General features: G+C 67.8%; 24 protein-coding genes and 1 pseudogene. 21 read left to right on the top strand and 4 right to left on the bottom strand.

The features are described from left to right. The first annotated feature begins 272 nt into the window (after positions 1 to 272). The 19 genes from RMO51_RS09640 to RMO51_RS09730 all read left to right on the top strand — a co-directional run bounded on the left by RMO51_RS09640 (position 273) and on the right by RMO51_RS09730 (position 20,414). Positions 273 to 1,799 (top strand): BON domain-containing protein, encoded by a 1,527-nt coding sequence (locus RMO51_RS09640; protein WP_310394175.1) that lies wholly within the window; start codon positions 273 to 275, stop codon positions 1,797 to 1,799. Beyond that, entirely contained in the window at positions 1,783 to 1,989 is a 207-nt protein-coding gene (locus tag RMO51_RS09645; RefSeq protein ID WP_310394176.1) for a hypothetical protein, read from the top strand. The genes RMO51_RS09640 and RMO51_RS09645 overlap by 17 nt, the downstream gene beginning before the upstream one ends. Positions 1,990 to 2,043: 54 nt before the next feature. Next, positions 2,044 to 2,865, top strand: coding sequence for a universal stress protein (locus RMO51_RS09650; RefSeq protein WP_310394178.1), 822 nt, complete (start codon positions 2,044 to 2,046; stop codon positions 2,863 to 2,865). Between the two features lie 67 nt (positions 2,866 to 2,932). Next, positions 2,933 to 3,760, top strand: coding sequence for a universal stress protein (locus RMO51_RS09655; protein WP_310394180.1), 828 nt, complete (start codon positions 2,933 to 2,935; stop codon positions 3,758 to 3,760). Between the two features lie 173 nt (positions 3,761 to 3,933). Next, positions 3,934 to 4,800, top strand: a complete 867-nt coding sequence (locus RMO51_RS09660) for a universal stress protein (RefSeq protein ID WP_310394183.1) — start codon at positions 3,934 to 3,936, stop codon at positions 4,798 to 4,800. 99 nt (positions 4,801 to 4,899) lie between these two features. Then, complete coding sequence (locus tag RMO51_RS09665) at positions 4,900 to 5,745, top strand: universal stress protein (protein WP_310394184.1); 846 nt, start codon at positions 4,900 to 4,902, stop codon at positions 5,743 to 5,745. A 90-nt stretch (positions 5,746 to 5,835) separates the two neighbouring features. Beyond that, positions 5,836 to 6,753, top strand: coding sequence for a universal stress protein (locus tag RMO51_RS09670; RefSeq protein WP_310394186.1), 918 nt, complete (start codon positions 5,836 to 5,838; stop codon positions 6,751 to 6,753). A gap of 479 nt (positions 6,754 to 7,232) precedes the next feature. Continuing rightward, positions 7,233 to 8,129: an SDR family oxidoreductase gene (locus RMO51_RS09675; protein WP_310394188.1), complete on the top strand. Its 897-nt coding sequence runs from the start codon at positions 7,233 to 7,235 to the stop codon at positions 8,127 to 8,129. Positions 8,130 to 8,342: 213 nt separating this feature from the next. Continuing rightward, positions 8,343 to 8,642 carry a phosphoribosylpyrophosphate synthetase gene (locus RMO51_RS09680; protein ID WP_310394189.1) on the top strand — a complete coding sequence of 100 codons (300 nt, stop codon included), beginning with the start codon at positions 8,343 to 8,345 and terminating at the stop codon, positions 8,640 to 8,642. A 395-nt stretch (positions 8,643 to 9,037) separates the two neighbouring features. After that, positions 9,038 to 10,915, top strand: a complete 1,878-nt coding sequence (locus RMO51_RS09685) for a pyruvate kinase (protein ID WP_310394190.1) — start codon at positions 9,038 to 9,040, stop codon at positions 10,913 to 10,915. A 446-nt stretch (positions 10,916 to 11,361) separates the two neighbouring features. Further along, positions 11,362 to 11,688, top strand: a complete 327-nt coding sequence (locus tag RMO51_RS09690; protein ID WP_310394191.1) for a DUF6799 domain-containing protein — start codon at positions 11,362 to 11,364, stop codon at positions 11,686 to 11,688. A 331-nt stretch (positions 11,689 to 12,019) separates the two neighbouring features. Next, positions 12,020 to 13,450 (top strand): BON domain-containing protein, encoded by a 1,431-nt coding sequence (locus RMO51_RS09695; RefSeq protein ID WP_310394192.1) that lies wholly within the window; start codon positions 12,020 to 12,022, stop codon positions 13,448 to 13,450. A 14-nt stretch (positions 13,451 to 13,464) separates the two neighbouring features. Then, on the top strand, positions 13,465 to 13,677 hold the full coding sequence (locus RMO51_RS09700; protein ID WP_310394193.1) for a hypothetical protein: 213 nt from the start codon (positions 13,465 to 13,467) through the stop codon (positions 13,675 to 13,677). A 30-nt stretch (positions 13,678 to 13,707) separates the two neighbouring features. Beyond that, positions 13,708 to 14,538: a universal stress protein gene (locus RMO51_RS09705; protein WP_310394194.1), complete on the top strand. Its 831-nt coding sequence runs from the start codon at positions 13,708 to 13,710 to the stop codon at positions 14,536 to 14,538. Positions 14,539 to 14,706: 168 nt separating this feature from the next. Then, positions 14,707 to 15,261, top strand: coding sequence for a DNA starvation/stationary phase protection protein (locus RMO51_RS09710; RefSeq protein ID WP_310394195.1), 555 nt, complete (start codon positions 14,707 to 14,709; stop codon positions 15,259 to 15,261). A 76-nt stretch (positions 15,262 to 15,337) separates the two neighbouring features. Beyond that, on the top strand, positions 15,338 to 15,589 hold the full coding sequence (locus RMO51_RS09715; protein ID WP_310394196.1) for a hypothetical protein: 252 nt from the start codon (positions 15,338 to 15,340) through the stop codon (positions 15,587 to 15,589). Between the two features lie 136 nt (positions 15,590 to 15,725). Next, positions 15,726 to 18,251 carry a cation-translocating P-type ATPase gene (locus tag RMO51_RS09720; protein WP_310394197.1) on the top strand — a complete coding sequence of 842 codons (2,526 nt, stop codon included), beginning with the start codon at positions 15,726 to 15,728 and terminating at the stop codon, positions 18,249 to 18,251. A 331-nt stretch (positions 18,252 to 18,582) separates the two neighbouring features. Further along, a complete protein-coding gene (locus tag RMO51_RS09725) occupies positions 18,583 to 19,083 on the top strand; it encodes a hypothetical protein (protein WP_310394199.1) in 501 nt (166 codons plus the stop codon). A 413-nt stretch (positions 19,084 to 19,496) separates the two neighbouring features. Then, the gene (locus RMO51_RS09730; RefSeq protein WP_310394200.1) at positions 19,497 to 20,414 is read left to right on the top strand and encodes a CorA family divalent cation transporter; all 918 of its coding nucleotides are present in this window, start codon (positions 19,497 to 19,499) and stop codon (positions 20,412 to 20,414) included. Between the two features lie 130 nt (positions 20,415 to 20,544). Here RMO51_RS09730 and RMO51_RS22590 read toward each other — a convergent pair. From RMO51_RS22590 to RMO51_RS09745, 4 genes and pseudogenes are all read right to left on the bottom strand, one after another. Continuing rightward, positions 20,545 to 20,724: pseudogene (locus RMO51_RS22590) on the bottom strand (transposase); the annotation flags it as partial. 45 nt (positions 20,725 to 20,769) lie between these two features. Further along, positions 20,770 to 20,937, bottom strand: coding sequence for a hypothetical protein (locus tag RMO51_RS09735; protein ID WP_310394202.1), 168 nt, complete (start codon positions 20,935 to 20,937; stop codon positions 20,770 to 20,772). Positions 20,938 to 20,997: 60 nt separating this feature from the next. Beyond that, complete coding sequence (locus RMO51_RS09740; RefSeq protein WP_310394204.1) at positions 20,998 to 21,258, bottom strand: hypothetical protein; 261 nt, start codon at positions 21,256 to 21,258, stop codon at positions 20,998 to 21,000. A 444-nt stretch (positions 21,259 to 21,702) separates the two neighbouring features. After that, complete coding sequence (locus tag RMO51_RS09745; protein WP_310394205.1) at positions 21,703 to 22,533, bottom strand: DUF6544 family protein; 831 nt, start codon at positions 22,531 to 22,533, stop codon at positions 21,703 to 21,705. A 489-nt stretch (positions 22,534 to 23,022) separates the two neighbouring features. On the opposite strand from RMO51_RS09745, the gene RMO51_RS09750 reads away from it, so the two are divergent. Both RMO51_RS09750 and RMO51_RS09755 read left to right on the top strand, forming a co-directional pair. Beyond that, the gene (locus RMO51_RS09750) at positions 23,023 to 24,147 is read left to right on the top strand and encodes an efflux RND transporter periplasmic adaptor subunit (RefSeq protein ID WP_310394207.1); all 1,125 of its coding nucleotides are present in this window, start codon (positions 23,023 to 23,025) and stop codon (positions 24,145 to 24,147) included. After that, positions 24,144 to 25,406: an FtsX-like permease family protein gene (locus RMO51_RS09755; RefSeq protein ID WP_310394208.1), complete on the top strand. Its 1,263-nt coding sequence runs from the start codon at positions 24,144 to 24,146 to the stop codon at positions 25,404 to 25,406. Before RMO51_RS09750 ends, RMO51_RS09755 begins: the two co-directional genes overlap by 4 nt. Position 25,407: the final 1 nt, after the last annotated feature.

The raw sequence follows: 25,407 nt of genomic DNA on the forward strand, positions 1-25,407 counted from the left end.
AACTGCGCGTGGCCTCGCGCGAAACACTAAGAGCCGCCGCGTAGGCCGCCGGGCCTTGCGCACGGCCCTGGCCCTGCGTGGAAAAAGTGGGCCCGCTGCATTGCCCGGTGTTTCCCGACGCCTCGGCGACCGGGGTGCGCGGGGCGCTCCGTCCAAAGCCCTTGAACCGGACCTGACAAAAGTCAGGTCACGGGGCAATTATCGTCATGGCCGGGGGGATGGCCGGGGGGGACTTTTGTACCAGACCCCCCATCCTTCCAGCATCCAACGCCATGACCACGCACCTCCAAGCCCCTCCGAATTCCGCGCTTTTAGCCTGTCCTGCTTCGGCCGACGACTTAACTGATGCGGCCATCACGGCCGCCATCGAGACGCTGCTGGCCAATAAGAAAGGCCTGAGCTCGCACCTGATTACTGTGCAGACCCACGAAGGCCTGGTCAAGCTGGCCGGCTTCACCGACAACTTGCTGGCGCGGCAGCGGGCCGAGGACATTGCCCTGGCCGTGCGCGGCGTGCGCGGGGTGACCAGCACGGTGGCCGTGCGCACCGACGAGGTGGGCGACGCCGAGTTGCAGCGCGACGTGGCCGGGGCCCTGGCCGATGACCCCGCCACCGACGACTACCGGGTGCACTGCACCGTGGCCGGGGGCGTGGTGACGCTGTCTGGCCTAGTGCAGTCGTGGGCCGAAAAGCAGTTGGTGCTGCGCGTGCTGCAAGGCGTGCGGGGCGTGCACGCTTTCGTGACCGACCACCTGACCATTCGCGGGGGCGCCATCCTGAACTCCGACGAGGAAATCACTACCCAGGTGCGGGAGCTGCTCGATTGGGACATCCGCGTGAACGGCGCTTTGGTCGAAGTGCACACCTATGAGCAGGTGGTGCACCTTTCGGGCACGGTGGGCACGGCGGCCGAGAAGGACCGCCTGGTGGCCATTGCCTACCAGACCGGGGCCACCCGCGTGGACGCCCGCGACCTGTTCGTGGCCTACTGGGCGCTGGGCCGGGCCATCCGCCGGGAGAAATTTGCGCCCAAAACCGACGAGGCCATTGCCAGCGCCGTGCGCGACACCCTGCGCTTCAACCCGCGGGTGCGGGCGGCGGAAACGTTGGTGCAGGTGCTGGACGGGGTGGTGACGCTGGCCGGCACGGTGAGCAACCTGCGCACCAAGCAGGACGCCGAGCAGGACGCGCGCCACGTGGTGGGCGTGGCCAACGTGCACAACCTGCTCAAGGTGCGCCCCGGGCGGCCGGTGCCCGACGAAGACATTTGCCCGGCTATCGAGGCGGCCCTGGCCCGCGACCCCTACGTGGGCCACTGCGCCGTGCACGTGCAGGTGCACGGCGGGCAGGTCCTGCTCTCGGGCCGCGTCGGCACGCATTTCGAGCAGGAACAGGCGGGCGACCTGGCGGCCGGGGCGAGCGGCGTGGTGGACGTGAACAACCGGCTGGAGGTGTTCAGCGACGCCGCCGCGGAGGAAGGATTCACCGCCTCCTTTCTGGGCGAGGACCGGCTGAGCCCGGCGGCAGCCAACCCCGACCACGCCCTGGCCGAGCGCATCCGCGCCCGGTACTGCTGGTCGGCCAGCCTGCACGACCAGGAGGTGGAAGTGCGCGTGGCCGATGGCCGGGCCACGCTCACCGGCACCGTGGATACCTGGCTCGACCGCAAGCACGCGGCCCTGGCGGCCCACGAAGCCGGGGCCCGCGAGGTGAACAACCACCTGCAAGTACTGACCACCGCTCCCACCGCCCCCAACGAGTCGCTTGCGGCTGCTCCCGACTATGGAAACCTGGCGTAACCCGAATAGCCGCGACCGGCGCCGTCCCGAAAACCCGGGCTCCGGGTCTGCCTGGCTCATCAGTGCCAGTACCCGGCAGCACGCCCAGGAAGCCGATGCCACCATGGCGCGGGACGAGGGCAAGCCGTACGCGCCAGGCGTAGCCCCTCCCACCCAACGCCCGGCGGAAAGCGGCCCCGTTGCGCCGTGAGTGGCTTCTTCGGCCAATCCACCCTGGTATTTTATCCCTTATTCGTTTTTAATCATGACGCCCTCCCTCGTTGTTCTGACCGATTTTTCCGCCGTCACCAACCGCGCCCTTTCGTACGCGGCGGGGCTGGCATTGCCGCTGCACGCCCAGCTGGTGCTGCTGCACGTGTGCCACAACGGCCTGCTAGCGCCCGACGAGTACAACAGCCGCCGCACCCGGCAAGGCCAGCGGAAAACCATCAACGCCCTGGAGCAGCTGGCCGCCGACCAGCCCGTCGTCACCGAAGTGGATATCTCGGAAGACTTTCTGCCCGACGCCGTGAAAGAAGCCGTGCGCCGCCACCATCCGCTGCTGCTGGTGCTGGGCCGGCCCGGCTCGGCGGCTTCCCCCCTCGAAGACGTGACCAGCACGGCCATGGACCTGCTGCGCCACGCCCCCTACCCCCTGCTGGTGGTGCCCACCGTGGGCTGGGCCGGCGACCCGCCCCGCCGCCTGCTGCTGGCCGTGGACGGGCAGCCGTTCCACCTGTGCCCCCACCAGGACGTGCTGCGCCAGGTGCTGGCCGCCACCCAGGGCACCCTCGACGTGCTGCACGTGACCGACAGCGAGCAGGGGCGGCCCAGTGCCACCACCGTGCTGAACACCATCCGTGCAAACGAGCTGGCGGACGGCTGGGCGGAGAGCCAGTTGCACGAGATACCCGGACCCAGCGTGATGGGAAGCATCCTGCAGGAAGCCGCCCGCCAGCAGGCGGACCTGCTCGTGGTGGTGGCCCGGCGCCACAGCTTGCTCGGCAGCCTGTTTCACCGCAGCGTCACGGCCCAGCTCATCCAGGAAAGCCCCATTCCGCTACTGGTGCTGCCCGCCGAAGACTAAGCGGGCCCCGGCTCCGCTGCCGCTCAAAGCGGCCTCCTCCCATTCGTTCATCATTCAACCCATCGCCATGACGCCCTCCCTTGTTGTTCTGACCGACTTTTTTGCCGTCACCAACCGCGCCCTCTCGTATGCGGCGGGGCTGGCCGTGCCGCTCAACGCGCAACTGGTGCTGCTGCACGTGCGCTACGACGGCATGCCCATCCCGGAAGGCTACGACGGCCACCATTCGGCCCGCGGCGAGCGGAAAACCGACCGGGCCCTGCTCCAGCTGGCCGCCGACCAGACCGTGCCCACCGAAGTGGACGTGGCCGAAGGCTTCTTGCCCGCCGCCCTGACCGAGGCCGTGCGCCGCCACCACCCGCTGCTGATGGTGCTGGCCCGGCCCAGCGACGCGACCGAGCCCACCAAGCTCTTCACCAGCGTGGTGATGGACCTGCTGCGCCACGCGCCCCACCCCCTGCTGCTGGTGCCCACCGTGGGCTGGGACAAGTTTCCGCCCCGCCGCCTGCTGCTGGCCGTGGACGGGCAGCCGTTCGCCTTCGCCGACCAGGACCACCAGGAAGTGCTTAGCCGCCTGCTGCACGCCACCAGGGCCACGCTCGACGTGGTGCACGTGACCGACGACGACCAGGCCCGGCCCGCTGACGGGGCCGTGCTGGCCACGGTGCGGGCGAATGACCTGGTGAATGTGTTTGCCGAAAGCCGGCTGCACGAAGTGTACAGCCCCAAGGTCGTGGCCGGGGTGCTGGAAGAGGCCGCCCGTCAGGAAGCCGACATGCTGGTGGTGGTGGCCCGGCGCCACAGCCTGCTCAGCAGCTTGTTCCACAGCAGTGTCACGGCCCGGCTCATCCAGGAAAGCCCCATCCCGATGCTCATACTGCCCGCGGAGGAATAAGCTTTCGGCCGCCGCGCCCGCCGGCGCCTCCACAGCCCTTTGCCGGAAGGAATACAGTTAAAAGTTAAAAGTGAAGAGTTAAAAGTGAAAACTGTCCGGCCTTTTAACTCTTCACTTTTGACTTTTAACTACTCCTAAAACAGTCCTGAATAACATCCCCTCACTTCTTCGCCATGAACCCATCCATTGTAGTGCTGGCCAACTTGTCGGCCGCGGCGGAGAAGGCCGCCCGGTACGCCGCGGCGCTCGGGGCTCCCCTGCACGCGCACGTGACCCTGTTGCACTGCTACCAGGACCCCGTGATGTTCGCGCCCGAGCTGGCGGTGGTGACGCCGACCCAAACCGACCGCAACTACGCCGAAGCGGCCGCCGAGATGCAGGCCCTGGCCCAGCAGCTGCCGGGCCCCGCGGCCGCAACCGTGTCGGCGATGCCCATGGCCGACGCCCTGACCGAAGCGGTGCAGCGGTACCAGCCCCTGCTGCTGGCCATGGGGCTGAGCCCGGAGCACAATTTTCTGGATGAGCTGCTGCACAACCAGGTGCTGCCCATGCTCCGGGCCACGCACCGGCCGTTGCTGCTGGTGCCCGCCGCGGCCCCGCCGCCCGCTTTGCCGCGCCGCGTGCTGCTGGCCCTCGACGCCGAGCCGTTCGGCCTCAGCGCGGCCGGCCGGCACCTGGCGCCGCTGCTGGCCGCCTGGCGGGCCGCGTACACCGTCGTGCACGTGGCCACCGGCCACGAGCCCGAGGCCCAGCCGGGCCGCATGGCGCTGGCCGACGTGCGCGCCAGCGGCCTGCTGCCGCCCGACGCCCCGCTCTGGCTGTACCAGGAGCCGCAGCAGGACCCCGCGGCCGGCATCCTGCAAGCCATTGCCGACACCCAGGCCGACCTGGTGGTGCTCATCGCCCGGCCCCGCGGCTTTTTGGAGCGGCGGTTCCACCACAGCGTCACGGCCGAAGTGCTGCGCCGCAGCCCCGTGCCGGTGCTGCTGGTGCCCGCCAAGCCGTCGGACAGGCCCGGGTGGATGCCGGCCATGAGCTGAGGCGGAGTTTCCAGGTGTCGTCCTGCGCTTTCAGTGCGGCGCTCACGCCCGGGGCCCCACCCGGGGCCGCATTTCTCACTCCCTATCCCCTCCTCAATTATGAAACCCAGCATTGTTGTGCTCACGGATTCTTCGCCGGCTGCCGAGCAGGCGCGGGCCTATGCCGCCGTTCTGGCCGCGCCGCTCGGGGCCGTTGTGCACTTGGTGCACGTGTACCCCACCCCGCCCATGACCTCGCGGGTGGCTTTGGTGATGCACGCCACCCACGAGCACTACGTGCGGCAGGAACGGCGCGCCCTGGAACAGCTGGCGGCCGACTACCCCGTGCCGGCCACGGCCGATACGCTGGAAGCCGGCTGGGACGAGGCCGTGCAACAAGCACTGGATAAGTACCGCCCCCTGCTGCTGGTGGCCGGCCTGACGGCTACCCACGGCCAGTTTGACGAATGGCTGAGCAACCGCACCCTGCCGCTGGCCCGCGAAACGGGCTACCCGCTGCTACTGGTGCCCGCGCACTTGCCCGCGGCGGCCCTGCATCCGCCCCGCCGCCTGGCCCTGGCCGTGGAGGACCGGCTCTTCGTCCTGACGCCCGAAGCACAAGCAATAGCTGCCTTGTTCGATGCGCTGGCCACCGAAATCGTGACCGTGACCGTGGTGCCGACGGCCGGGGGGCAAGGTGGGGAAGAAGGACTCTGGGCGGCGCGGCGCAGCGGGCTGGCCGCCATAATGCCCCGCAGCCAGCCGCACAAGGTGGTGGGCCCCGAACCCGCCCCCGGCATCCTGCGGGCCGTGCAAGAGCTTTCGGCCGACGTGGTGGCCCTGGTCGATGTCGGGCACGGCTGGGTGCACAAGCTGCTAATCGACAGCGTTATCGAGCAGGTGCTGCGCGCGACGCCCGTGCCGGTGCTGCTTCTCTCGGCACCGGTCGACTTTCTGGATGAATAGCCCCAAACGCCGCTTGGCCGGCCCCAAACCAGCAGTTGCTCGGCAACGCAGTACCTCCTTCATCTCACTTCACGCCCAACCCCACTAACCATGTCGCTTACCCTCGTTGTCTTCGCCGGTTTTTATGCCGCCGCCCGCCATACCGTGCAGTACGCCAACACCCTGACGCAGGCCCTGCGCGGCAAGCTGGTGCTGCTGCACGTGAACCGCGCTTCCCTGTTCGACCCCTACGCCACGGTGCCCGAGCACTACCACCAGGAGGAGCTGGCCCGCCAGGCCGAAACGGCCGCGGCGCTCTACCGGATGGCCGAGGAGCTGTCGACCCGCCCCACCGTGGAAATAGCCACCGACCTGCTGCCGGAAGTGGCCCAGGACCAGGCCGCCCGGCACCGCCCGGCCCTGTTCGTGCTCAGCCCGCCCTACCAGCCCCACGAAAACGCGGCCAGCATAGCCACGGGCTGCGCGGACCTGTTGCGCAGCGGACACCACCCGCTGCTGGTGGTGCCCACCGCCGCGACGACGGAGCAGCCGCCCCGCCGGATTCTGATTGCGGCCGACCGCGAAGCCTTCGCCCTGACGCCGGCGTCGCTGGCCCTGCACCCGCTCTTTGCCCTGCCCGGGGTCGAGCTCATCGTGGCTCACGTATCGGACGGCGAGGACGATGCCGGCTGCGGCGCCGCGCTGCGGGCCGTGCAACTGAGCGGCCTCGTGAAAGGCCTGGCCACGCCCGAGCTGCGCGGCTACGAGCACGACAACTACGCCGAAGGCGTATTGGCGGCCGTGGAAGATACCCAGGCCGACCTGGTGGTGGTGCTGGCCCGGCAGCGCAGCTACCTCGGCGAGCTGTTCCACCGCAGCGTGACCGCGCAGTTGCTGACCCGCTGCCCCGTGCCGGTACTGGTGCTACCGGTGGCGGTCATAGCAGCGCCCGAAACCCCGTCGCCCCGCGCCACCGACGCCGCCAACTGGACCGCGGGCGCCCTGGCGGGCCTGAGTCCGGCAAACTAAGCCCCTGCCATTCTTGGGGGCATTTTCCCTGACTCGTTTAGGACAACTTCAAACAGTTCGAATTTTAGCCCCGGCGGGACGGCATATCGGTATCACCTGCGCCAGGATGAACCACCAAGCCCCGGCGGGGCGGCCCTGGCCAGCACGACCGCCGGGTGGCGCCCCGCTGAGGCCTATGGTTTGGCGAAGTGCGTAAGTCCGGTCATTTTCTCTGACTCTTATTTCTCACACGGACTCCAACAAGTCCTTCATTCCCTTGCGCCATGATAACTCCCACCATTCTGTTCTCGGTCATGCTAGTGGCCGCCCTGGCCATGCTCAGCGCCTACTCGCGCGCTACCCGTCTCCGGCCCCAACCCGGTCATTGAGCCGGGCCGGCACAACGCATGGTCCCTGGTTTCCGTTGCGGGAGCCCGGGACTTGGGGGTTGTCCTCGTCGTGGCTTTCCCGAATACTTTGCTTGCGTCTTCCCATTCCGAATGAGCAACAACCCGCCCACGCCGCGCCTGCTGCTCACCGGGGCCACGGGCAACGTGGGCGCGGCGGCCCTGCAAAGCCTGCTGGCCCAGCGGCCGGCGGGCACCGCAGTGGTAATAGCCGTCCGCGCCGCCGACCACGGTTTGGAGCGCCTCGGGCCGGCTGGAAAGGTCCCGGTGGAAGTGGTGCCCTTCGACTTTACAAAACCGGAAACCGTGGCCCCGGCCCTGCGCGGCGTCACGGGCCTGCTGCTGGTGCGCCCGCCGGCCCTCAGCGACGTGGCCCGCTACCTGCGGCCGGTGGTGCGGGCGGCCGGGGCGGCGGGCGTGCGGCACGTGGTGTTTCTGTCTTTGCAAGGGGCGCAGTACAACCCCTTCGTGCCGCACCACCGGGTGGAGGGCTACCTGAAAGAATCGGGTCTCCGCTACTCGCTGCTGCGGCCGAGCTTCTTCATGCAAAACCTGAGCACTACCCACCGAGACGACATTCGCCAGCGCCACCAGCTGCTGCTGCCCGCCGGCCACGCCCGCACCAGCTTCGTGGACGCAACCGACGTGGGCGCGGTGGCGGCCAAGCTGTTGCTGGCGCCGCCCGCCGCCTCGGCCGGCTACGAGCTGACCGGCCGCGCCGCCCTGACCTACGACGAAGTGGCCGCGCAGCTGAGCGCGGTGCTGGGCCGGCCCATTCGCTACCGGGCGGCGGGCATCCGGGAGTTTCGGGCCTACGAGCGAGCAAAGGGTACGCCCACCCCGCTCATCAACGTGATGACCGGCATTTACCTGGCGGCGCGCCTGGGCCTGGCCGCGCACGTGTCGCCGGTGCTGGCCGAGCTGCTGGGCCGGGAGCCCACTTCGCTACGGGCATTTCTGGAGCGCGAGCGGGCCTGCTGGCTGCCCTGATGCAGTGCATCCAACGAAGCAGCTTGGTTGCCCAGATTCTAAGTTGTCAGTTGTCAGTTGTCAGTTGTCAGTTGTTAGCCCTTTGATAAATACCTGCCTGACAACTGACAACTAACAACTGACAACTCTTTTCCTTGTGGACGACTACTTAACTCCGCGCTCCCGCACCGAGCCGGCCTTCTCAACCCCACTGATTCCTGCCTTATGATTCCTATGACCACGCTTTCGGAAACGCTGGCCACCCTCAAAAAGCAGGGGTACACCGCGGATTTCAACCTGGCTGCTACCCACTTGTCGTGCACGGGGAATGCCATTCGGCTGTTTCCCGACGATTTTGTGGTGGACCAGCACTTCCGCTTCGAGGGGCCTTCCGACCCCGCCGACGAGGCCGTGGTGTACGCCATCTCCTCGGCCAGGTTCAACCTCAAAGGCACGCTGGTGAACGGCTACGGCCCGTCGAGCGACGCGCTGGCCGACGAAATGATAAAGGCGCTGCGGGAACGGCCCGCCTAGCGCGGGTTCGTTTTTAGCGGCCGTAAACTCTTGATGAATAGGCTGCTTATTCAACCCGCGTTGCGGACCACTGGGCCAAGCCCCAGCGGGGCGGCAGGTTGGTAGCAAACGGGCAGCCGAACGGTTTGCAAGCCTTAGCGGGGCGGTACTTGCACCACCGGATGCCGCCCCGCTGGGGGCTTCAAAAACCCAGTCAAAGCTATTTTACTACCGACCTGCCGCCCCGCTGGGGCTTGACTCAGTAGTCGGCAACGTGGGTTGTTTCGTCTGTTGCGCCATTACGCTACGCCACCACGCCGTATGATTGACGGCCGCCTCGAACGGTTGCCGGGCCCAACGCCCGGGCCGGGCCGGGCCGGAAATAGCCCATTGTTCAACCTGCCAAACCAGTCCTCATGGCTGAAACCGTTCAAGCGAGGCCGCCCGCCCGCCCACCCGCCGCCGCAACAGCGGAGCTGATTGCCGAGCTGACCGTCCTGCGCCGCGACATGGTGGCCGCCGCCGCGCAGGCGGCGGACCACCTGCGGGCCGTGCACCCCAACTTCGGGCTGAGTGCGCGCAACCTGCTGCACTACCTGGCCCTACGCCGGCACGACCACCGCCCCCTGCAGGACCGGCTGGCCGCGCTGGGCCTCTCGTCGCTGGGCCGCGCCGAGGCCCACGCCCTGGCCACCGTGGAGGCGGTGCTCGCGGTACTGAATGCCCTGAGTGGCCCCGGAACGGCCGCCCCACCCTTGCCCGCCGAGGCCGCCCCGGACTTTAGCAGCGGCCCGCGCTTGCTGGCGGAGCACAGCGCGGCCTGCCTGGGTCGGGCGCCGGCCGGCCGCGAGGTCCGCATCATGGTCACGATGCCCAGCGAGGCTGCCACCGACTACGAGCTGGTGGCGGGGCTGCTGCGGCAGGGCATGGACTGCATGCGCATCAACTGCGCCCACGACGACGCGGCCGCGTGGCTACGGATGATTCAGTACCTGCGCCGCGCCGAGCAGGAGCTGGACAAAACCTGCACCGTTAGCATGGACCTGGCCGGGCCCAAGCTGCGCACCCAGGGCCTGCCGCCCGGCCCGGCCGTGCTCCTGGTCCGGCCCGCGCGCGACGACCTGGGCCGGGTGACGGCGCCGGCGCGGTTGTGGCTGACCGCGCAGGAGCAGCCGCGGGCCGCCCCGGCCGAAGCCGCCGCCAGCCTGGCCTTCCCCGCCGCGTGGCTGCAAAGCCTGGCCAAGAACGACGCCGTTTTCTTCGTGGATGCGCGCGGGGCGAAGCGGCAGCTGCGGGTGCGCAGCACCGACGCGGCGGGCTGCTGGGCCGAGCTGCACAAAACGGCTTACCTCACGCCGCTCATCCGCTTCCGGGGCCCGGTGCTGGCCGCCACCAGCCAGGGCATCCCGCCGCTGGAACCGTTTCTGGTGCTGCGCCCCGGCGACGGCTTGCGGCTCACGCGCCTCCCGCTCCGCGACTCCCAACCGACCGACGAACCGACGGAACCAGGTTTCCCTCCCGCCGCTATTGGCTGCACGCTGCCCGAGGTACTGGACTCGGTGCGGCCGGGCGCCAGCATCTGGTTCGACGACGGCAAAATCGGCGGGGTGGTGGACCGCGTCGAGCCGGGCACCTTGCACGTGCGCATCACCGAGGCCCGCGCCAAGGGCGAAAAGCTGCGCAACGACAAAGGCATCAACCTGCCCGACAGCCGGCTGCCCCTCGCGGCCCTGACGGAAAAGGACCTGCGGGACCTGGCCTTCGTCGCCCGGCACGCCGACCTGGTGGCCCTCTCGTTTGCCAACCGCCCCGCCGACGTGGAGCAGCTGCTGGCCCACCTGGCCCGGCTCACGGACCGGCCGCTGCCCATCATCCTCAAAATCGAAACGCGGCAGGGGTTCGAGCAACTGCCCGCCCTGCTGCTGAGCGCCATGCGCGCGGCGAGCTGCGGCGTGATGATTGCGCGCGGCGACCTGGCCGTGGAGTGCGGCTTCGAGCGCCTGGCCGAGGTGCAGGAAGAAATCTTGTGGCTGTGCGAGGCGGCCCACGTGCCCGTCATCTGGGCCACCCAGGTGCTGGAAAGCCTGGCCCGCGGTGGGATGCCCTCCCGCGCCGAAATCACCGACGCCGCCATGGGCGACCGGGCCGAGTGCGTCATGCTCAACAAGGGGCCGCGGGTGGGCGAGGCCGTGCAGATTCTGGGCAACATCCTGCAACGGATGCAGGCCCACCAGCGCAAGAAAAGCGCCCTGCTCCGCAGCCTGCAGGTGGCCGGAATGTACTCGCCGGCGTGACCGGGCCGGCCGGGCACGCCGGAGCGAACAACGGGGCCGCGCCCGGCCCCGCGCAGCGCGGGACGCCGAAGCCACCCGCCAGCAAGCGCAGTTCGACTACCCGCAGGCGGTGTGTGATTTCCTGGTGACGCGCCTCGTCTACGCCCGCGCTGCCGGGGCGCCGGGGGAGCGCAGCAGCAGCTTTGGGCGGCCGTAATGCGCTGGGAGCAAGCAACGCCGCCGGGGTGCAGCGCAGGTTACGGGTTGGGGTTGGGGTGGGGAAAGCGGGGGTGCGGCGAGGTGGCAAAAGAATGAAAGTCATGCTATAAGCTGACTTTCATCAGCTTATTAACGGGGATTGAGGCGGAATTTTATGCTGCCTCCCACGCAACAGTTTCCGCCCGTTCCGCCCGTGAAGCCGGCCGCCAAGTTGGCGTCCGAAGTTCTTCCGCCCCCAAGCGCCGCTCATGAAACATGCCCCCGCCCTCCTGTTCCTACTGCTGCTTGCCGGAGCCGGCGGGGCGGCCCGCGCCCAGCCCACCGGCCAGTCGGCCAAGGGCTACTGCCTGATGAAGGACGGCCAGATGCTCCTGGTGGAGAACGGCCAAATGGCCCCAATGACTGTCACCCTGACCATGGGCGACGGCTCGCTGTGCATGCCCGACGGCACCTGCCAGCGCAAGGACGGCACCACCGTGATGCTGAAAGAAGGCCAGAGCATGCTGATGAACGGCAACATCATCCCGCACCCCGACAAACACCCCGGCCCCAAAACGCGCGTCCCGAAAATGTAGGCTGAAGCTGCCCCGGGCGGGCCTTCCCGCGAGCCAAATTTTCTTCTCTCTCCTATCACCACGGGCCACTCCTGGCTCACCAACCCTCTTTCCGGCTATGATAACTCTCAAATCCTCGTTCTCGCCCCCGTTGCCACCACCCTAGCGGCGGCTGTTGCCGCCCGCACCTGGTGCTTCGGCGGCCAGCGCCGCCAGCCCAAACCCGTGGGAACCGCCACGGCCTGACCCACCGACCCGCGCAGGCCCGGCCTTTTGGCGGGCCTGCCGCGCGCGCATCTATTAAGACCACTGAATAAAGCCCGCACCATCCCCTTTCTTTCCCCCTCGTATTATGCAAACCCTGGATTATGACACCCAACCCGCCACGGCGGAGCACGTGAGCGACGCCGACATCACGGCTGCCATCGAGCTGTTTTTTCTCACCAAAAAAGGCGTGGCCGCCCATCTCGTCGACGTGGCGACCCACGACGGCATCGTGGTGCTGACCGGCATCACCGACAACCTACTGGCGCGGGAGCGGGCCGAAGAAATTGCCCTGGCCGTGCGCGGCGTGCGCGGCGTGGTGAACGAGCTGCTCATCAGCACCGCCGACGTGCCCGATGAAGAGTTGCAGCGCCACGTGGCCACGGCCCTGGCCGACGACCCGGCGGCCAGCGGCTACGACGTGCGCGGCTCCGCCGCTGACGGCGTGGTGACGCTGACCGGCACCGTGCAGTCGTGGGCTGAGAAGCAACTGGTGCTGCGCGTGGCGCGCGGCGTGCGCGGCGTGCGCCGCCTAGCCACCGACGAGCTGACCATTCAGTGGGGCGAAGTGCAAAATTCGGACGAGGAAACCACGACACAAATCCGGGAGCTGCTCGACTGGGACATCCGCGTGCACAGCGCCCTGGTCGAAATTCGGACCTATGACCGGGTGGTGCATTTGGCGGGCACCGTCGGCTCGGCCGCCGAAAAGGCGCAAGTGGTGGCCACGGCCTACCAGGCCGGCGCCCGCCGCGTCGAGGCCCGCGACCTGTTCGTGGCGTACTGGGCCCTGACCCCCGAACTGCGGCGCAGCAAGTACGCTTCCCGCACCGACAGCGAAATTTCCCAGGCGGTACTGGACACGTTCCGCTTCGACCCGCGGGTGCTCTCGTACCAGCCCACGGTGCTCGTGCACCACGGCATTGTGACCCTGAGCGGGGCCGTGAGCAACCTGCGCGCCAAGCAGGACGCCGAGCGCGACGCCCGCGACGTGGTGGGCGTGTGGGACGTGCACAACCTGCTCAAGGTGCGCACCACCCGCTTCATTCCCGACCTCAACATCCACAACAGCATCAAGGAGGCGCTGGCCCGTGACCCGTACCTGGGCTACTTCGACTTCAGCGTGCACGTGCGCAACGGCAAGGCGTCGCTCTACGGGCAGGTGAGCAGCCACTTCGAGCAGGCGCAGGCCGGGGCCGTAGCCGCGGGCGTGAACGGCGTGTCCGACCTGGAAAACTGGGTGAGCGTGGCCGCCAGCCCCGGTTTCGACGGCTTTCAATCGCCCGCCCGCACGCCCAACGCCGACTTCGCCCTGGCCGAGCGCATCCGCCGCCGCTACTTCTGGTCGGCCAGCCTGCACAACCAGGGCGTGGAAGTGGCGGTCGAAAAAGGCCGGGCCACCCTCACCGGCACCGTGGACACCTGGCTCGACCGCGACCAGGCCGCCTACGACGCCTACACGGCCGGGGCCCGCTACGTGGACAACGACCTGCTCGTCTCGACCGTCGGCGGTTTGTGAGGCCGCTACTGCCCATGAAAGCTTCGTTCAAGCCCGTAAATCACGGCCGGCCCCGCCCCAACGACCCCGGCACGGCCGGGCGGGGCGGGGCCGTCGGTCCGGCCGCCCTGGGCGCCGGGCGCGAAGCCGATGCCACGGTGGCGGCCGACGGCGGGGCGTATGCCCCAGCGGTGGCCCTGGCTGGCGGGCTGCCCCATCCCCCGCCAGTATCCGCCGAGGCCCGCTGATTTCTTCATCCCCCTTTTTCTCAACTCCCCATGACTTCCTCCCTCGTTGTGCTGACCGATTTTCATGCCGTCACGAACCGCGCCCTCTCGTATGCGGCGGGCCTGGCCGTGCCCCTGAGGGCCCACCTGCTGCTGCTGCACGCGCGGCACGACGACCTGCTGGCCCCCGAGCAGTACAGCGACAGCTACCACACGTGGCGGGGCGAGCAAAAAACGGCCTATGCCTTGCAGGACCTGGCTTCCGAACAACCCGTGCCCACCGAGGTGGACATTTCGGACGAGGCGCTGCCCGCCGCCGTGCGCGAGGCCGTGCAGCACCGCCACCCGCTGCTGCTGGTGCTGGGCCGGCCCGACCCAACCATTGCCGCCGAGGAGTTGATGGTGCGCACGGCGCTGAACCTACTGCGCCACGCCCCCTACCCGCTGCTGCTGGTGCCCACCGTGGGCTGGGCCGGCGACCCGCCCCGCCGCCTGCTGCTGGCCGTGGACGGGCAGCCGTTCCGTCTGCGCCCCCACCAGGACGTGCTGCGCCAACTGCTGGCCGCCACCCGGGGCACCCTCGACGTGCTGCACGTGGTGGCCGACGGCGAGGACACGCCCGGCAGCGCGGCGCTGCTCGGCGCGGTGCGCGAAAACGACCTGGTGGATGCCCTGGCCGAAAGCAGCCTGCACGTGGTGTACCAATCCTCGGTGGCCGCCGGGGTGCTGGAAGAGGCGGCCCGGCAAGGGGCCGACCTGCTGGTGGTGGTGGCCCGGCCCCACAGCTGGCTCGGCGGGCTGTTTCACGACAGCACCACGGGCCGGCTGCTGCGCGAAAGCCCCATCCCGGTGCTGGTGCTGCCCGCCAAGGCCGAAGCGTAAGAACAGGACTGGCCCGTTGGGCTGGCCCGCCCGCTGCGCATTTCCGGCCCGCTGCTGAAAAAATAAGCACTTCATTTTCTGGACAATTCTGGACAAGGCCTCGGTTTTCGTCGTCGCAGACCGGGGCTTTTTTTCCTTCCAACTTCCACTCCTTTTTCTTTCTGAGCCATGCAAACCGCCCCCGCCATCAAGGCCCCCAACCACACCCCGCCGGCCGCCGACCACGGCGCCCCGCTCGACTACCGCAACCCCGAAGCCGACGGCCGGATTCCGGTCGAGGCCGAAAGCCGGACGGCCGTCGTGGACGAGGCCCAGGCCACCGTCGTGGAGCTGCTCGACCTGTACCACGCGGCCAAGCAGAGCCACTGGAACATTCGCGGTCCGCTGTTCGCGCCGCTGCACGAAAAATTACAGGGCTACGCCGCCACCTACCTCGAATACGCCGACCTACTGGCCGAGCGCATCCTGCACGTGGGCTTCCCGGCCGACGGCCGCCCCGGAACCGTGGTCAATACCGCAGATTTGGGGGAGTTCCCCGCCGGCTTTCTCGCCGACAAGCACGTGCTTGAACTCATGGCCAACCGCGTCACCATGGTCAGCCAGCGGGTGCGGCAGCGCATTCTGCACCTGCGCCAGGTGGACGAGGTGACCTCCAACAAGCTGCAGGACCTGGGCTACGAGCTGGACAAGCAGGTGTGGCAGCTGCGGGCGCACATGCAGTAGGCGCAAAGCCGGTTCGAGGCCACCGGGCACGCGCCGGGTGGCCTTCTTTTCTCGCCGCATTCTCTCTTTTCTCAGGATGAAAAAACAACCCCCATCCCCGCCCCCCGCCCCGCCCGCCAAGGCCGCGCCCGTGCCGGCCGACCACGGCCGCTTTGGCCAGCCGGCCGCCTCCGGCCCGGCCGAAGCCACCCGCGAATACTGCGGCCTCGACGCCGACCTGCCGGCGGATGACGCCGAAGCCGACCGGAGAGCCGCTTCCGCCCGCCCGGACCCGCGCTACGCCGGCGGCGACCGGTTCGACCTGCAAAATGAGCAAACCAGCCCGTAGGCCGGCCGCGCAAACCGCGCGCAGCGAGGCCGAAGCCATGGCCAGCGGCGGGCCGGGCCGCCGTGATTAATGAATGACTGGCGTTGGGCACCCGGCGCGTTGCGGCAGCAAAACCGATACCATTACCGCCTCCTCAATGGACCTCCTCCCCTCTCCGGTGCAACCCCCCGTCCTTTCGGCGCCGGGATTGACGGAGGCGGCCGTGGCCGGGTCGCGGGAAAAGCACGGGCGCAATGTGCTCGCCGCCGAGGCGCAGACGGGACTACTGGCGACGATGAAGGAGGTGGCGACGGAGCCAATGTTTCTGCTCCTGCTGGCCGCCTGCGCCGTCTATTTCGCCCTAGGCCGGAGTGAGGAGGCCATTACGCTCATCGTGGCCCTGCTGCTGGTGGCGGGAATTTCGGTGTACCAGGCCGTGCGCAGCGACCGGGCGCTGGGCGCCCTGCGCGAGCTGACGCAGCCGCAAGCCCAGGTGCGGCGCAACGGGGTGCTGGCGGCCGTGCCGGTCGAGGACCTGGTGGTGGGCGATGCCGTGCTGGTGGCCGAAGGCAGCCGCCTGCCGGCCGACGGCACGATAGCCGAGGCCAACGACTTCGCCGTGGACGAGGCCGTCCTGACCGGCGAGGCCGTGCCGGTGGCCAAAGCGGCGGGCGACCCGGTGTTTGCCGGCACCAGCACGGCCGCGGGCAGCGCCTGGCTCACGGTGACGGCCGTGGGCGGCCAGACCAAGCTGGGCTTGATTGGGCGCAGCATGGCGGGCATTACAACCGAGAAAACCCCCTTGCAACTGCAGGTGCGCCGGTTTGTGCTGCGCATGGCCTGGGTGGGGGCGGGGGCGTTTGCGCTGGTGTTTGGCGTGAACTACGCCCGCTCCGGCGACTGGGTCACGGCCTTGCTGTTCGGGCTGACCCTGGCCATGTCCATTCTGCCGGAAGAAATTCCGGTGGCCTTCAGCAGCTTCATGGCCCTGGGCGCGGCCCGCCTGAGCCGGCTGGGCGTGCTCACCAAGCAGCCCCAAACGGTGGAAAGCCTGGGCTCGGCCACGGTGATTTGCGCCGACAAAACCGGCACTCTCACGCAGGAGGGCATGAGGGTGCAGCAGCTGTACGACGGCACCGCGGAGGCCCTGGTGGCGGTGCCCGGTCCGCTTCCCCCGGCGGCCAACGCCGTGCTGGCCTACGCCCGCTGGGCCAGCGAAACCGAGCCCTTCGACGCGATGGAGAAAGCCATTGTTGCGGCCTTCGCGGCCGCGGACCCAGCGGGGGAGGCGGTGCTTGCCCCAATGGTGCACGAGTACCCGCTGGCCGGCCAGCCCCCCATGATGACGCACGTCCGGCAAGCGCCGGGCGGTGAAGCGGTGGTGGCCGGCAAAGGGGCCGTCGAGCGCATCCTGGCCGTGTGCCGCCCGGCGCCAGCCGTGGCCGCGCGGCTGCGCGCGGTGACCAAGCAGCTCTCGCAGCAGGGCTACCGGGTGCTGGGCGTGGCGCGGGGCACGTGCACGGGGCCCGATTTTCCGGCCGCGCAGGACGATTTTGCGTGGTCGTTTCTGGGGCTGGTGGCGCTCGAAAATCCCCCCAAAGCCAATGCGGCGGCCGTTATTCAGTCGTTTGCCACCGCCGGCATCCGGGTGAAGATGATTACCGGCGACTTCCCCGAAACGGCCCAGGCCATTGCCCGCCAAATTGGCCTGCCGGGGGCCGACACGCTGCTAACCGGCCAGCAGGTGATGGCCCTGGACGAGGCGACGCTGCGGGAGCAGGCCACGCGCACGGCCGTGTTTGCCCGCATGTTTCCCGAAGCCAAGCTGCGGGTGGTGGAAGCCCTGAAAGCCAACGGCGAGGTGGTGGCCATGACCGGCGACGGCGTGAACGACGGGCCGGCCCTCAAGGCGGCCCACATCGGCGTGGCCATGGGGCGCCGCGGGACGGAAGTGGCGCGGCAGGCCGCCTCGCTGGTGCTCGTCGACGACGACCTGGGCAGCATGGTGGTTGCCATCGCCCAGGGCCGCCGCATCTACCAGAACTTCAAAAAGGCGGTGTTCTACGTTGTGTCCATCCACATTCCCATCGTGCTGACGGTGGCCGTGCCGCTGCTGGCCGGCTGGGAGTGGGCCAACCTGTTCACGCCCGTGCACGTCATTTTTCTGGAATTGGTAATGGGCCCCACCTGCTCCATTGCCTTCGAGAACGAGCCCGCCGAAGCCGGGCAGATGCAGCAGCCGCCCCGCCCCCTCACCGCCACGTTTCTGGCCGGCGCCGAACTGGCCCGCAGCCTCGTGCAGGGGCTGGGCATTGCGCTGGCCGTGCTGGGCGTGTACTACGTGACCATGCAGCGGGGCGAGCCGGTGGCCGTGGGCCGCACCCTGGTGTTCGCCACGCTGGTCATGAGCAACATTTTCCTCACGCTGATTAACCGCTCGTTCACGCAGTCGGTGTGGCAAACGCTGCGGGTGCGCAACCGGGTGCTGTGGCTGATGCTGGCCCTCACGCTGGGGCTGTTGCTGGCCACGCTGCTGGTGCCGGCGGCGCGGCAGCTGTCCGGCTTCGCGCCGGTTGCGGCGGGGGCGCTGGGGTGGTGCGCGCTGGCCGCGCTGGTGGGCACGGGCTGGGTGGAGGGGTACAAGGCGCTCATTCGGGGCCGGAATGGAGCGAAGAGGGGATGATGCGCCGGGCGTCGGCCCCGTAACGGTGCGCGGGCCCGCGGGTGCTACCCCAACCAGGCTGACACCTATCACGCAGCAAGCTGATTTTCGTCAGGCGGTTGGTTTTTGAATTCCCGGACCTTTGAGGGGCTGCTGGTTTCCCACCCGGCGGGCCGCGGCTTCACCCCCAGCACACTTGCTCATGACGGTCATTCCACTGCTTTTGATTTCGGCCTTGCTGGCTGCTGCCCTGACCCTGTGGGGTTGGCATCTGGGCGCGGGCCGGGCGCCTGGCTTCGGCGAATAGCGCTGCGCTGCCCTTTCCATACTAAAACCACTTACTACCCCAATCATGGACCAGGTTCACCTTCACCTGCTGATTAACCATTTGCCCATCATTGGCTCGCTGCTGGGGGCGCTGGTGCTGACCTTCGGGCTGTGGCGCAAAAGCGAGCCGACCGTGGTGGCCGCCTACGGGGTGCTGATGCTCGCCGCCCTGGGCGCGGGCGTGGCCCAGCTCACCGGCGAAGGAGCCGAGGAAGCGGTGGAACACCTGCCCGGCGTGTTGGAAAGCCGCATCGAACGCCACGAAGAATTTTCCGAATTTGCCCTGGTGGCCTTGCTCGCGATGGGCGCCCTGGCCCTGGGGGGCCTGGTGCTGAGCGCGCGCCGGTCCGCGCATTCGCCCCGGATGGCCGCCCTGGTGCTCTTGGCGGCGCTGGTCGGCTTCGGGCTGGTGGGCTGGACGGGCTACCTGGGCGGGCAAATCCGCCACACCGAGCTGAACAGCGGGGCGGCGAACGGCGGCAACGAAGCAGCCGGTGCAGAAGAAGCGGGCGGAGACGACGACTAAATGCCCCTCTTCATCCTTTCAGCCAAAGCCGCGGCCCGCGACGAGCGGCGCTTTCTCACCGGGCCCACCACGCGCCGGCGCGAGCTGCGCTTTCTGTGAACGGTACTGCGCGGGTTCCGGGTGCTGCACTTCGTGGGGCCCGGCGTGACGGTGTTCGGCGTGGCGCGGGTGGCTGGAGCTGGTCAGCGGGCTGGCCTTCCTGGCGTCGCCGTTCCTGTTCGGATTTGCCGCCGCCAACCCGACGGCCCGCACGTTCTTCATGACGTTTGGGGGGATGCTCAAATCGGCCGCCAGAGTAGCCTTCTGGGGGCGTGGGCCACGGGCCTGGCGGCCGTCGTGGGCACGTTGTTCAACGCGGTGTCCTGAACAAAGAAGTCTGGTGGGGCGGCCCGCTGCTATTTTTGGCTTCAGCTATGACCGAACAACTCCTCGCCCGGCAAGACTGCCACTTTACCTGGCTCGACATCACCAACCCCGAGGCGGACGAGCTGCAGGGCGTGGCCGCGCAGTACAACTTGCCCGACGCGCTGGTGCGCGACTGCCTGGAGCCTACCCACCTGCCCAAGTTTGAAGCCGTCAACGGGTTGAACTTCGTGATTCTGCGGGTGTACGCGCGGCCCGAAAGCCCGGAGGCCGACACCATTCAGGAGCTGACCACCAAGGTTGCCGTGTTCTACACCGCCGACTGCCTGATTACGGTGCACCGGCGCCCGCACCCGGTGCTGAGCGAGCTGAAGAACGTGGCCCGCGCCCCCGGGCACGAGTGCAACACGCCGGCCGAGGTGAGCATTTACCTGACGCGCTACGCGCTCGACAGCTACGTGCAGCCGGCCCTGACCCTGACCCGGGAGCTGGACGACTACGAGGCCGAGATATTCCTGAAGCAGGAAGTGCCCAACGCGCTGCAGGGCCTGTACTTTCTCAAGCGCAAGGCCTCCGTGGCCAAGCAGATGCTGCTGCTCACCCGCGACATCCTGACCATGCTGCGCCGGCAAACGGCCCCCACCGCCGCCAACACCACGCTGCTGCAGGACACGCAGGACTTACAAACCAAAGTGGAAACCCTCTACCAGCAGCTCGACGCCGGGGCCACCAACCTGATGAACCTGTACTTGTCGCTCTCGTCGCAGCGCACCAACGAGGCCATGCGGGTGCTGACCGTGTTTGCGGCCTTCTTCCTGCCCCTCACCTTTATTGCCGGCATCTACGGCATGAATTTCGAAGTCATGCCCGAACTCACCTGGAAGCTGGGCTACCCCGGCGTGCTGGTGAGCATGGGGCTGGTAGCGGTGGGCATTTACGCGTGGTTCAAACGCAAAAACTGGATTTAGCCGGAGGGCCCGCGCCCGGAAACCCGGTTTGCTACCGCCCCTGCCTGGCGGCGGCCTTCGGGTCAGCAAACGCGCGGGGCGGCTTCTTCAACGAGGCCCCCAGGCGCTAAAGAAATTTGCTTATAAGTACTCAGGCAAAAGTAACCGTATAGTCGTTTCCAACCCGTTCGAGAATAAATTGGAGCCGTTGGTGCAACGTATCAAGGGTGCCGTAATCGGGCGGGGTAAGCCGGTAATGTTTGAGGAAGCGCCAGAGGATTTCGATGCGGTTGCGTTCGGGGGAGTAGGCGGGCAGGAACTGGAGTTGTAAGCCGGCCGTGCGCCAAGCACGCTGGCGCTGCCGCGCGCACGTGGCCTAGTGAATGGAGGCGTTGTCGAGCACGAGCACCGCGGGCCGGTCGCAGGAGCCAACGAACTCGTCCACCGCTTCAACGAAAAGTTCGGCGGTCCAGGCCGTTTCGCTCAGCAAGCCGGTAAAGACCCGGGCCGGGTCGTCGGCCCCGGGCTGCCAGCAACCGGGCACGGAACAGCCGCCGGCCCCGCGCCCAGCAGGCAGCCCGACGGCCGGGTGCCCGCGTACTTGTCAGGCATCGGGCACGGGCGCCTGGCGCGCAACCCGGCACTCGTCCACGTAGGCCGGGGCCACGTCCCCCGCTTGTTCGCGGCGGTGCAAAGCCGCTAATTTCTGCTGAAAAAACCCGAACAACACCGGGTCGCGCCGCTCTTTGAGGCTGCGGCGCAGCCGCTTCCAAGCGTAGCCCAGGCGGCGGGCCAGGCGCCGCAAGCTGCTGAGGCTGAGCAGCACGCCCGGTTCCTGCCCGATGCGCGGCAGCAACGTGCGCAACTGCTGCGTGGCTGGCCCCAGCCAGGCCGTTACTTTTTTTGGGCGCCCCCGGCCAGCTTCGGCGGCCGGCCGGCGCGGCGGCCTTCGGCCAGGCCGGCCGCGCCGTGTTGCTGCCAAGCCCCCAAGCCAGTCGTGAACCGTGGCGTAGCGCGCGGCGAACAAGGCCGCCAATGGGGGCAGTGGCTGGCCCCGGTGGTGGCCCAAAACAGCCAAGGCGCGCCGCCGCTGGCGCGGGTGCGGCCCGTGCAAACCACGCGCTTCCAGCGTCACAATCTCGGTGGCAGTAAGCGCAGTGGGGGGTAACAACACGTGCCAAAACCACGGCATCAGCACCAGACGGTTACTTTTGCACGACTACTTAAGCAAGTTGAGTTGCTGCAACAGAAGCCCCGCCAGGTGTTTCAAGCCGCTACGCAGCGGATGATGCAAACAGACTGCGCCGCCCTAAAACGGCCGCAGCGGCTCGTAATCCAGCTCCCGCACCACGAAGCGAGCGTAGGACTGGCGTTGCCCGTTCACTACCCAACTCGCCTCGCCTACGGTCGGGATGAGCACGCCGTGCCAGCGGCGGTACTGCTCGAAACGGGCCAGCCACGGCCATTGCGTGGCCGCGTCCATTTGGCGCGGGGCTTCGCATTCGGCCATCTCCCCCCGTTCGTTGAAACGGGCGAGGCACGAAACCGAGCGGCCCCGGTGCGTAAGGGTGAGCCGGGCCGAATGGTCGTTGATGGCCGTCCAGGCGAGGTGATGGCCGGGCAGCAGCGCGGTGGGCAGCCAGGTGCTTTCGACCAGCCAGCGCAGCAGCTCGCCCTGGTCGTAGGCCGGCCCGGTGCCGCCGGCAATGGGCACGGCCCCGAGCAGGCGCACGTCGAGCCGGCCACGGCCGGCCACGAACTCGTCGCGGGCCACGAACTGGCGCGTGGTGCCTTGCCAGATGAAGCCCGGCGGGTCGGCCGTAATGTACTGCTCGCCCTCAATGGCCATCCAGTCCTTTTTGAGGTCGGTTTTGAACTGCCCACCGTGGCGCAGGCGCAGGCCGCGCAGGTAGGGCTGGCCGTCGCGCAGCACGTGGCGAAAGTAGCGCTGCACCGGTGCGGGCAGGCCTGCCAGTTGCGTTTCGTGGTAGGTCTGGACCGGGGCACCGGCGGCGGCGGCAAACAGCCGCTGCACGTCGCGGCGCAGGCGGCGGGCGGCCACGGTCCGCGCCACCAATAGGCCCAAAATCGGGGCGATAAGGGTGGCAGCGGCCAGCAGCCAGGGGGTGGTTTTTTTCATAATCAGATGAATAGAAGGCGTGAAAAAGATGAGTGACCCGCGCGACTACCCCAGCAAACCCCGCCACCCGCGACTACCCTGGCTACCACCCGTAAAATCACTGCTTCGGTGCTTCGGGGGTGCGGGGGTGCGGGTTGCCACAAAATTCCGGGCCGGGTCTGATATCAATCATGACGAACATCATCTACACTCCCCTTTTTTGTCATGGCCTGGCCCGAACCCCGTTTCGAGCTTTGTGGCGCTGATGACTGGCCCGCGGCAGCCACGCTTTCGCCCGCAGAAACCTGTTTTTTCTACTTGAATCCACTACTGCTTAGCAGCATTCACTCAGAGCCTATCCAATCAGGCGGTCGTGCTTCCTCTTGCGTCCACTTGGCTGAGCATAGCCGTTCAGCATAATTTCCGACTAGCTCAACCCGCTTCCAGGGCCTGTTCGTCATGCCGTTCCCCATCACGAAAACAGGGCTGCCGATAGCCGCGTGCCTGCCCATGAACGTCAATCGATACCCGATGCCTTATCTGCCCGCCGGGCTGCCCAGGCGCTGGCGACTGCTGCTAACCCTGGTTTTGCTGGCGGGCTGCCAGGATAAGACTGAGCGGGTGAAGCCGGGCTGGTCGGCCATTTCGGAGTCGGTGTACGCGGCGGGCACCGTCAGGAGTGGGCGGCAGTACCAGGCGTTTGCCAGCGGCGGCGGCATTATTCAGGCGGTGTTGGTGCGCGAGGGCGACTCGGTGCGGGTGGGTACGCCGATGCTGTCCATCGCCAGCGACGTACAGCAGCTTACCCAGGAAAATGCCGCCCTGGCCGCCCGCTACGCCGCCCTGGCCGCCAACCAAAGCCAGCTGGCGGATGCCCGCCAGCGCATTGCCCTGCAACGCCACAGTATGCAGAATGACCTTTGGCAGCGCACCCGACAGCGGCAGCTCTGGCACCAGACCATTGGCACGAAGCTGGCGCTTGAGCAAAAGGAGCTGGCCTACGCCAGCTCCAAAACGGCTTATGAGTCGGCCGTGCTCAGCTACCAAACGCTTCGGCAACAGCTCGAATTCGCCGCCGCGCAATCGCGCAAAAACCTCCAGATTGCCCAGCGGCAAGCCAGCGACTTCGTGCTGCGCAGCAAAATCAACGGACTCGTGTACCAGCTCTACCGCGAAAAGGGCGAGGCCGTGACCCCCCAAACGCCGCTGGCCCTGCTGGGCGACGCCCACCACTTCGTGCTCGAAATGCAGGTGGACGAGTCCGACATCGTGAAAATTCGCCCCGGCCAACTGGTTCTAGTGACCCTGGACAGCTACAAAGGCCAGGTGTTTACGGCGCGGGTCAGCGCCATTTCGCCGATGATGAACACCGGCAGCCGGACGTTTCAGGTGGATGCGGCCTTCGTGCGCCAGCCGCCGGTGCTCTACCCGTTCGTGAGCTTCGAGGCCAACATCGTGCTGCAAACCAAGCCCAAAGCCCTGCTGATTCCGCGCCGCCTGCTGGTCGACGACTCCACGGTGCGCAGGGCCAACGGGCAACTGGCGCGGGTGAAAACCGGCCTGCGCGACTACCAGATGGTGGAAATCCTGACGGGCCTCACGCCCGCCGACGAACTCACGGCCCCCGCCAAATGAAACTGCCCCTGCTCTACGACGTGGCCCTGGCGCTGCTGCTGGCCCGCGGGCGGCAGTCGCTGGTGGCGGCCGCCGGGGTCACGTTCAGCATCACCATGTTCATCGCGCTGCTCGGCTTCATGGCGGGCCTCAACCAACTGCTCGATGGGCTGGTGCTGAACCGCACGCCCCACGTGCGCCTCTACAACGAGGTGCAGCCGGCCCCGCAGCAGCCCATCGACCGGTACGCCGGCCTCGGGCGGCGGCGGCACAATTTCATCCGCTCCGTCAAGCCCCGCGACGAGCTGCCGCGCATTCACAACGCCGGGGCCATCGTCGCGGCCCTGCGCCGCGACCCGCGCGTGCGCGGCGTGGCCCCCAAAACCCAGGCCCAGGTGTTTTATAACGTGGGCACCATCAACCTCACCGGCACCATAAGCGGCATCGAGGTGGAGCAGGAAGCCCGGCTCTTTGACTTTGGCAGCTACGTGGTGGCCGGCAACCCGCTCAGCCTCAAAACCGTGGCCAACAGCATCATCCTCGGCAAAGCCGCCGCCGCCCTCATGCTGGTGGGCGTGGGCGACGTGGTGCAAATCACCACCGTGAAGGGCAGCCACGTGCAGCTCAAGGTGGTCGGCCTGTTCCAGTCGGGCATCCTGGAGCTGGACAAAGTGCAGAGCTACACCTCCCTCACCACCGCCCAAAAGCTGCTCGGCGAAGCCAACAACTACGTCACCGACCTCCAGGTGAAGCTTCATGATTTCACCCTGGCCCCGCCCCTGGCCAGGGAATACGCGCAGCTGTACGAGTTGCAGGCCGTGGACATTCAAACCGCCAATTCGGAGTTCGAAACCGGCACTTCCATCCGCACGCTCATTTCGTACGCGGTGGGCATCACGCTGCTGATTGTGGCGGGCTTCGGCATTTATAACATCCTGAACATGATGATTTACGAGAAGATGGACACCATTGCCATCCTCAAGGCCGTCGGGTTTGCGGGGGCCGATGTGCGGCGGCTGTTTGTGGCGGTGGCGCTGGCCATCGGGCTGTCGGGCGGCGCGGCGGGGCTGCTGTGCGGGTTCGGACTGTCGGTCCTGATTTCCCACGTGCCGTTTCACCCGGCCTCGCTGCCCTCCGTACAGTTCTACCCGGTCAGCTTCGACCCGGTTTACTACGGCATCGGGGCGGTATTCTCGCTGGTTACTACGTATCTGGCGGGGTATTTTCCGGCCCGCAAGGCCAGCCGGGTCGACCCGGTCGTCATCATCCGGGGCAAGTAAG

The sequence above is a fragment of the Hymenobacter sp. genome, from assembly GCF_031398885.1.
Taxonomy (GTDB): domain Bacteria; phylum Bacteroidota; class Bacteroidia; order Cytophagales; family Hymenobacteraceae; genus Hymenobacter.

Coding starts and splice junctions, on each gene's coding strand:
- RMO51_RS09640 (WP_310394175.1), top strand. CDS start 273: ATGACCACGCACCTCCAAGCCCCTCCGAATTCCGCGCTTTTAGCCTGT.
- RMO51_RS09645 (WP_310394176.1), top strand. CDS start 1,783: ATGGAAACCTGGCGTAACCCGAATAGCCGCGACCGGCGCCGTCCCGAA.
- RMO51_RS09650 (WP_310394178.1), top strand. CDS start 2,044: ATGACGCCCTCCCTCGTTGTTCTGACCGATTTTTCCGCCGTCACCAAC.
- RMO51_RS09655 (WP_310394180.1), top strand. CDS start 2,933: ATGACGCCCTCCCTTGTTGTTCTGACCGACTTTTTTGCCGTCACCAAC.
- RMO51_RS09660 (WP_310394183.1), top strand. CDS start 3,934: ATGAACCCATCCATTGTAGTGCTGGCCAACTTGTCGGCCGCGGCGGAG.
- RMO51_RS09665 (WP_310394184.1), top strand. CDS start 4,900: ATGAAACCCAGCATTGTTGTGCTCACGGATTCTTCGCCGGCTGCCGAG.
- RMO51_RS09670 (WP_310394186.1), top strand. CDS start 5,836: ATGTCGCTTACCCTCGTTGTCTTCGCCGGTTTTTATGCCGCCGCCCGC.
- RMO51_RS09675 (WP_310394188.1), top strand. CDS start 7,233: ATGAGCAACAACCCGCCCACGCCGCGCCTGCTGCTCACCGGGGCCACG.
- RMO51_RS09680 (WP_310394189.1), top strand. CDS start 8,343: ATGACCACGCTTTCGGAAACGCTGGCCACCCTCAAAAAGCAGGGGTAC.
- RMO51_RS09685 (WP_310394190.1), top strand. CDS start 9,038: ATGGCTGAAACCGTTCAAGCGAGGCCGCCCGCCCGCCCACCCGCCGCC.
- RMO51_RS09690 (WP_310394191.1), top strand. CDS start 11,362: ATGAAACATGCCCCCGCCCTCCTGTTCCTACTGCTGCTTGCCGGAGCC.
- RMO51_RS09695 (WP_310394192.1), top strand. CDS start 12,020: ATGCAAACCCTGGATTATGACACCCAACCCGCCACGGCGGAGCACGTG.
- RMO51_RS09700 (WP_310394193.1), top strand. CDS start 13,465: ATGAAAGCTTCGTTCAAGCCCGTAAATCACGGCCGGCCCCGCCCCAAC.
- RMO51_RS09705 (WP_310394194.1), top strand. CDS start 13,708: ATGACTTCCTCCCTCGTTGTGCTGACCGATTTTCATGCCGTCACGAAC.
- RMO51_RS09710 (WP_310394195.1), top strand. CDS start 14,707: ATGCAAACCGCCCCCGCCATCAAGGCCCCCAACCACACCCCGCCGGCC.
- RMO51_RS09715 (WP_310394196.1), top strand. CDS start 15,338: ATGAAAAAACAACCCCCATCCCCGCCCCCCGCCCCGCCCGCCAAGGCC.
- RMO51_RS09720 (WP_310394197.1), top strand. CDS start 15,726: ATGGACCTCCTCCCCTCTCCGGTGCAACCCCCCGTCCTTTCGGCGCCG.
- RMO51_RS09725 (WP_310394199.1), top strand. CDS start 18,583: ATGGACCAGGTTCACCTTCACCTGCTGATTAACCATTTGCCCATCATT.
- RMO51_RS09730 (WP_310394200.1), top strand. CDS start 19,497: ATGACCGAACAACTCCTCGCCCGGCAAGACTGCCACTTTACCTGGCTC.
- RMO51_RS09745 (WP_310394205.1), bottom strand. CDS start 22,533: ATGAAAAAAACCACCCCCTGGCTGCTGGCCGCTGCCACCCTTATCGCC.
- RMO51_RS09750 (WP_310394207.1), top strand. CDS start 23,023: ATGAACGTCAATCGATACCCGATGCCTTATCTGCCCGCCGGGCTGCCC.
- RMO51_RS09755 (WP_310394208.1), top strand. CDS start 24,144: ATGAAACTGCCCCTGCTCTACGACGTGGCCCTGGCGCTGCTGCTGGCC.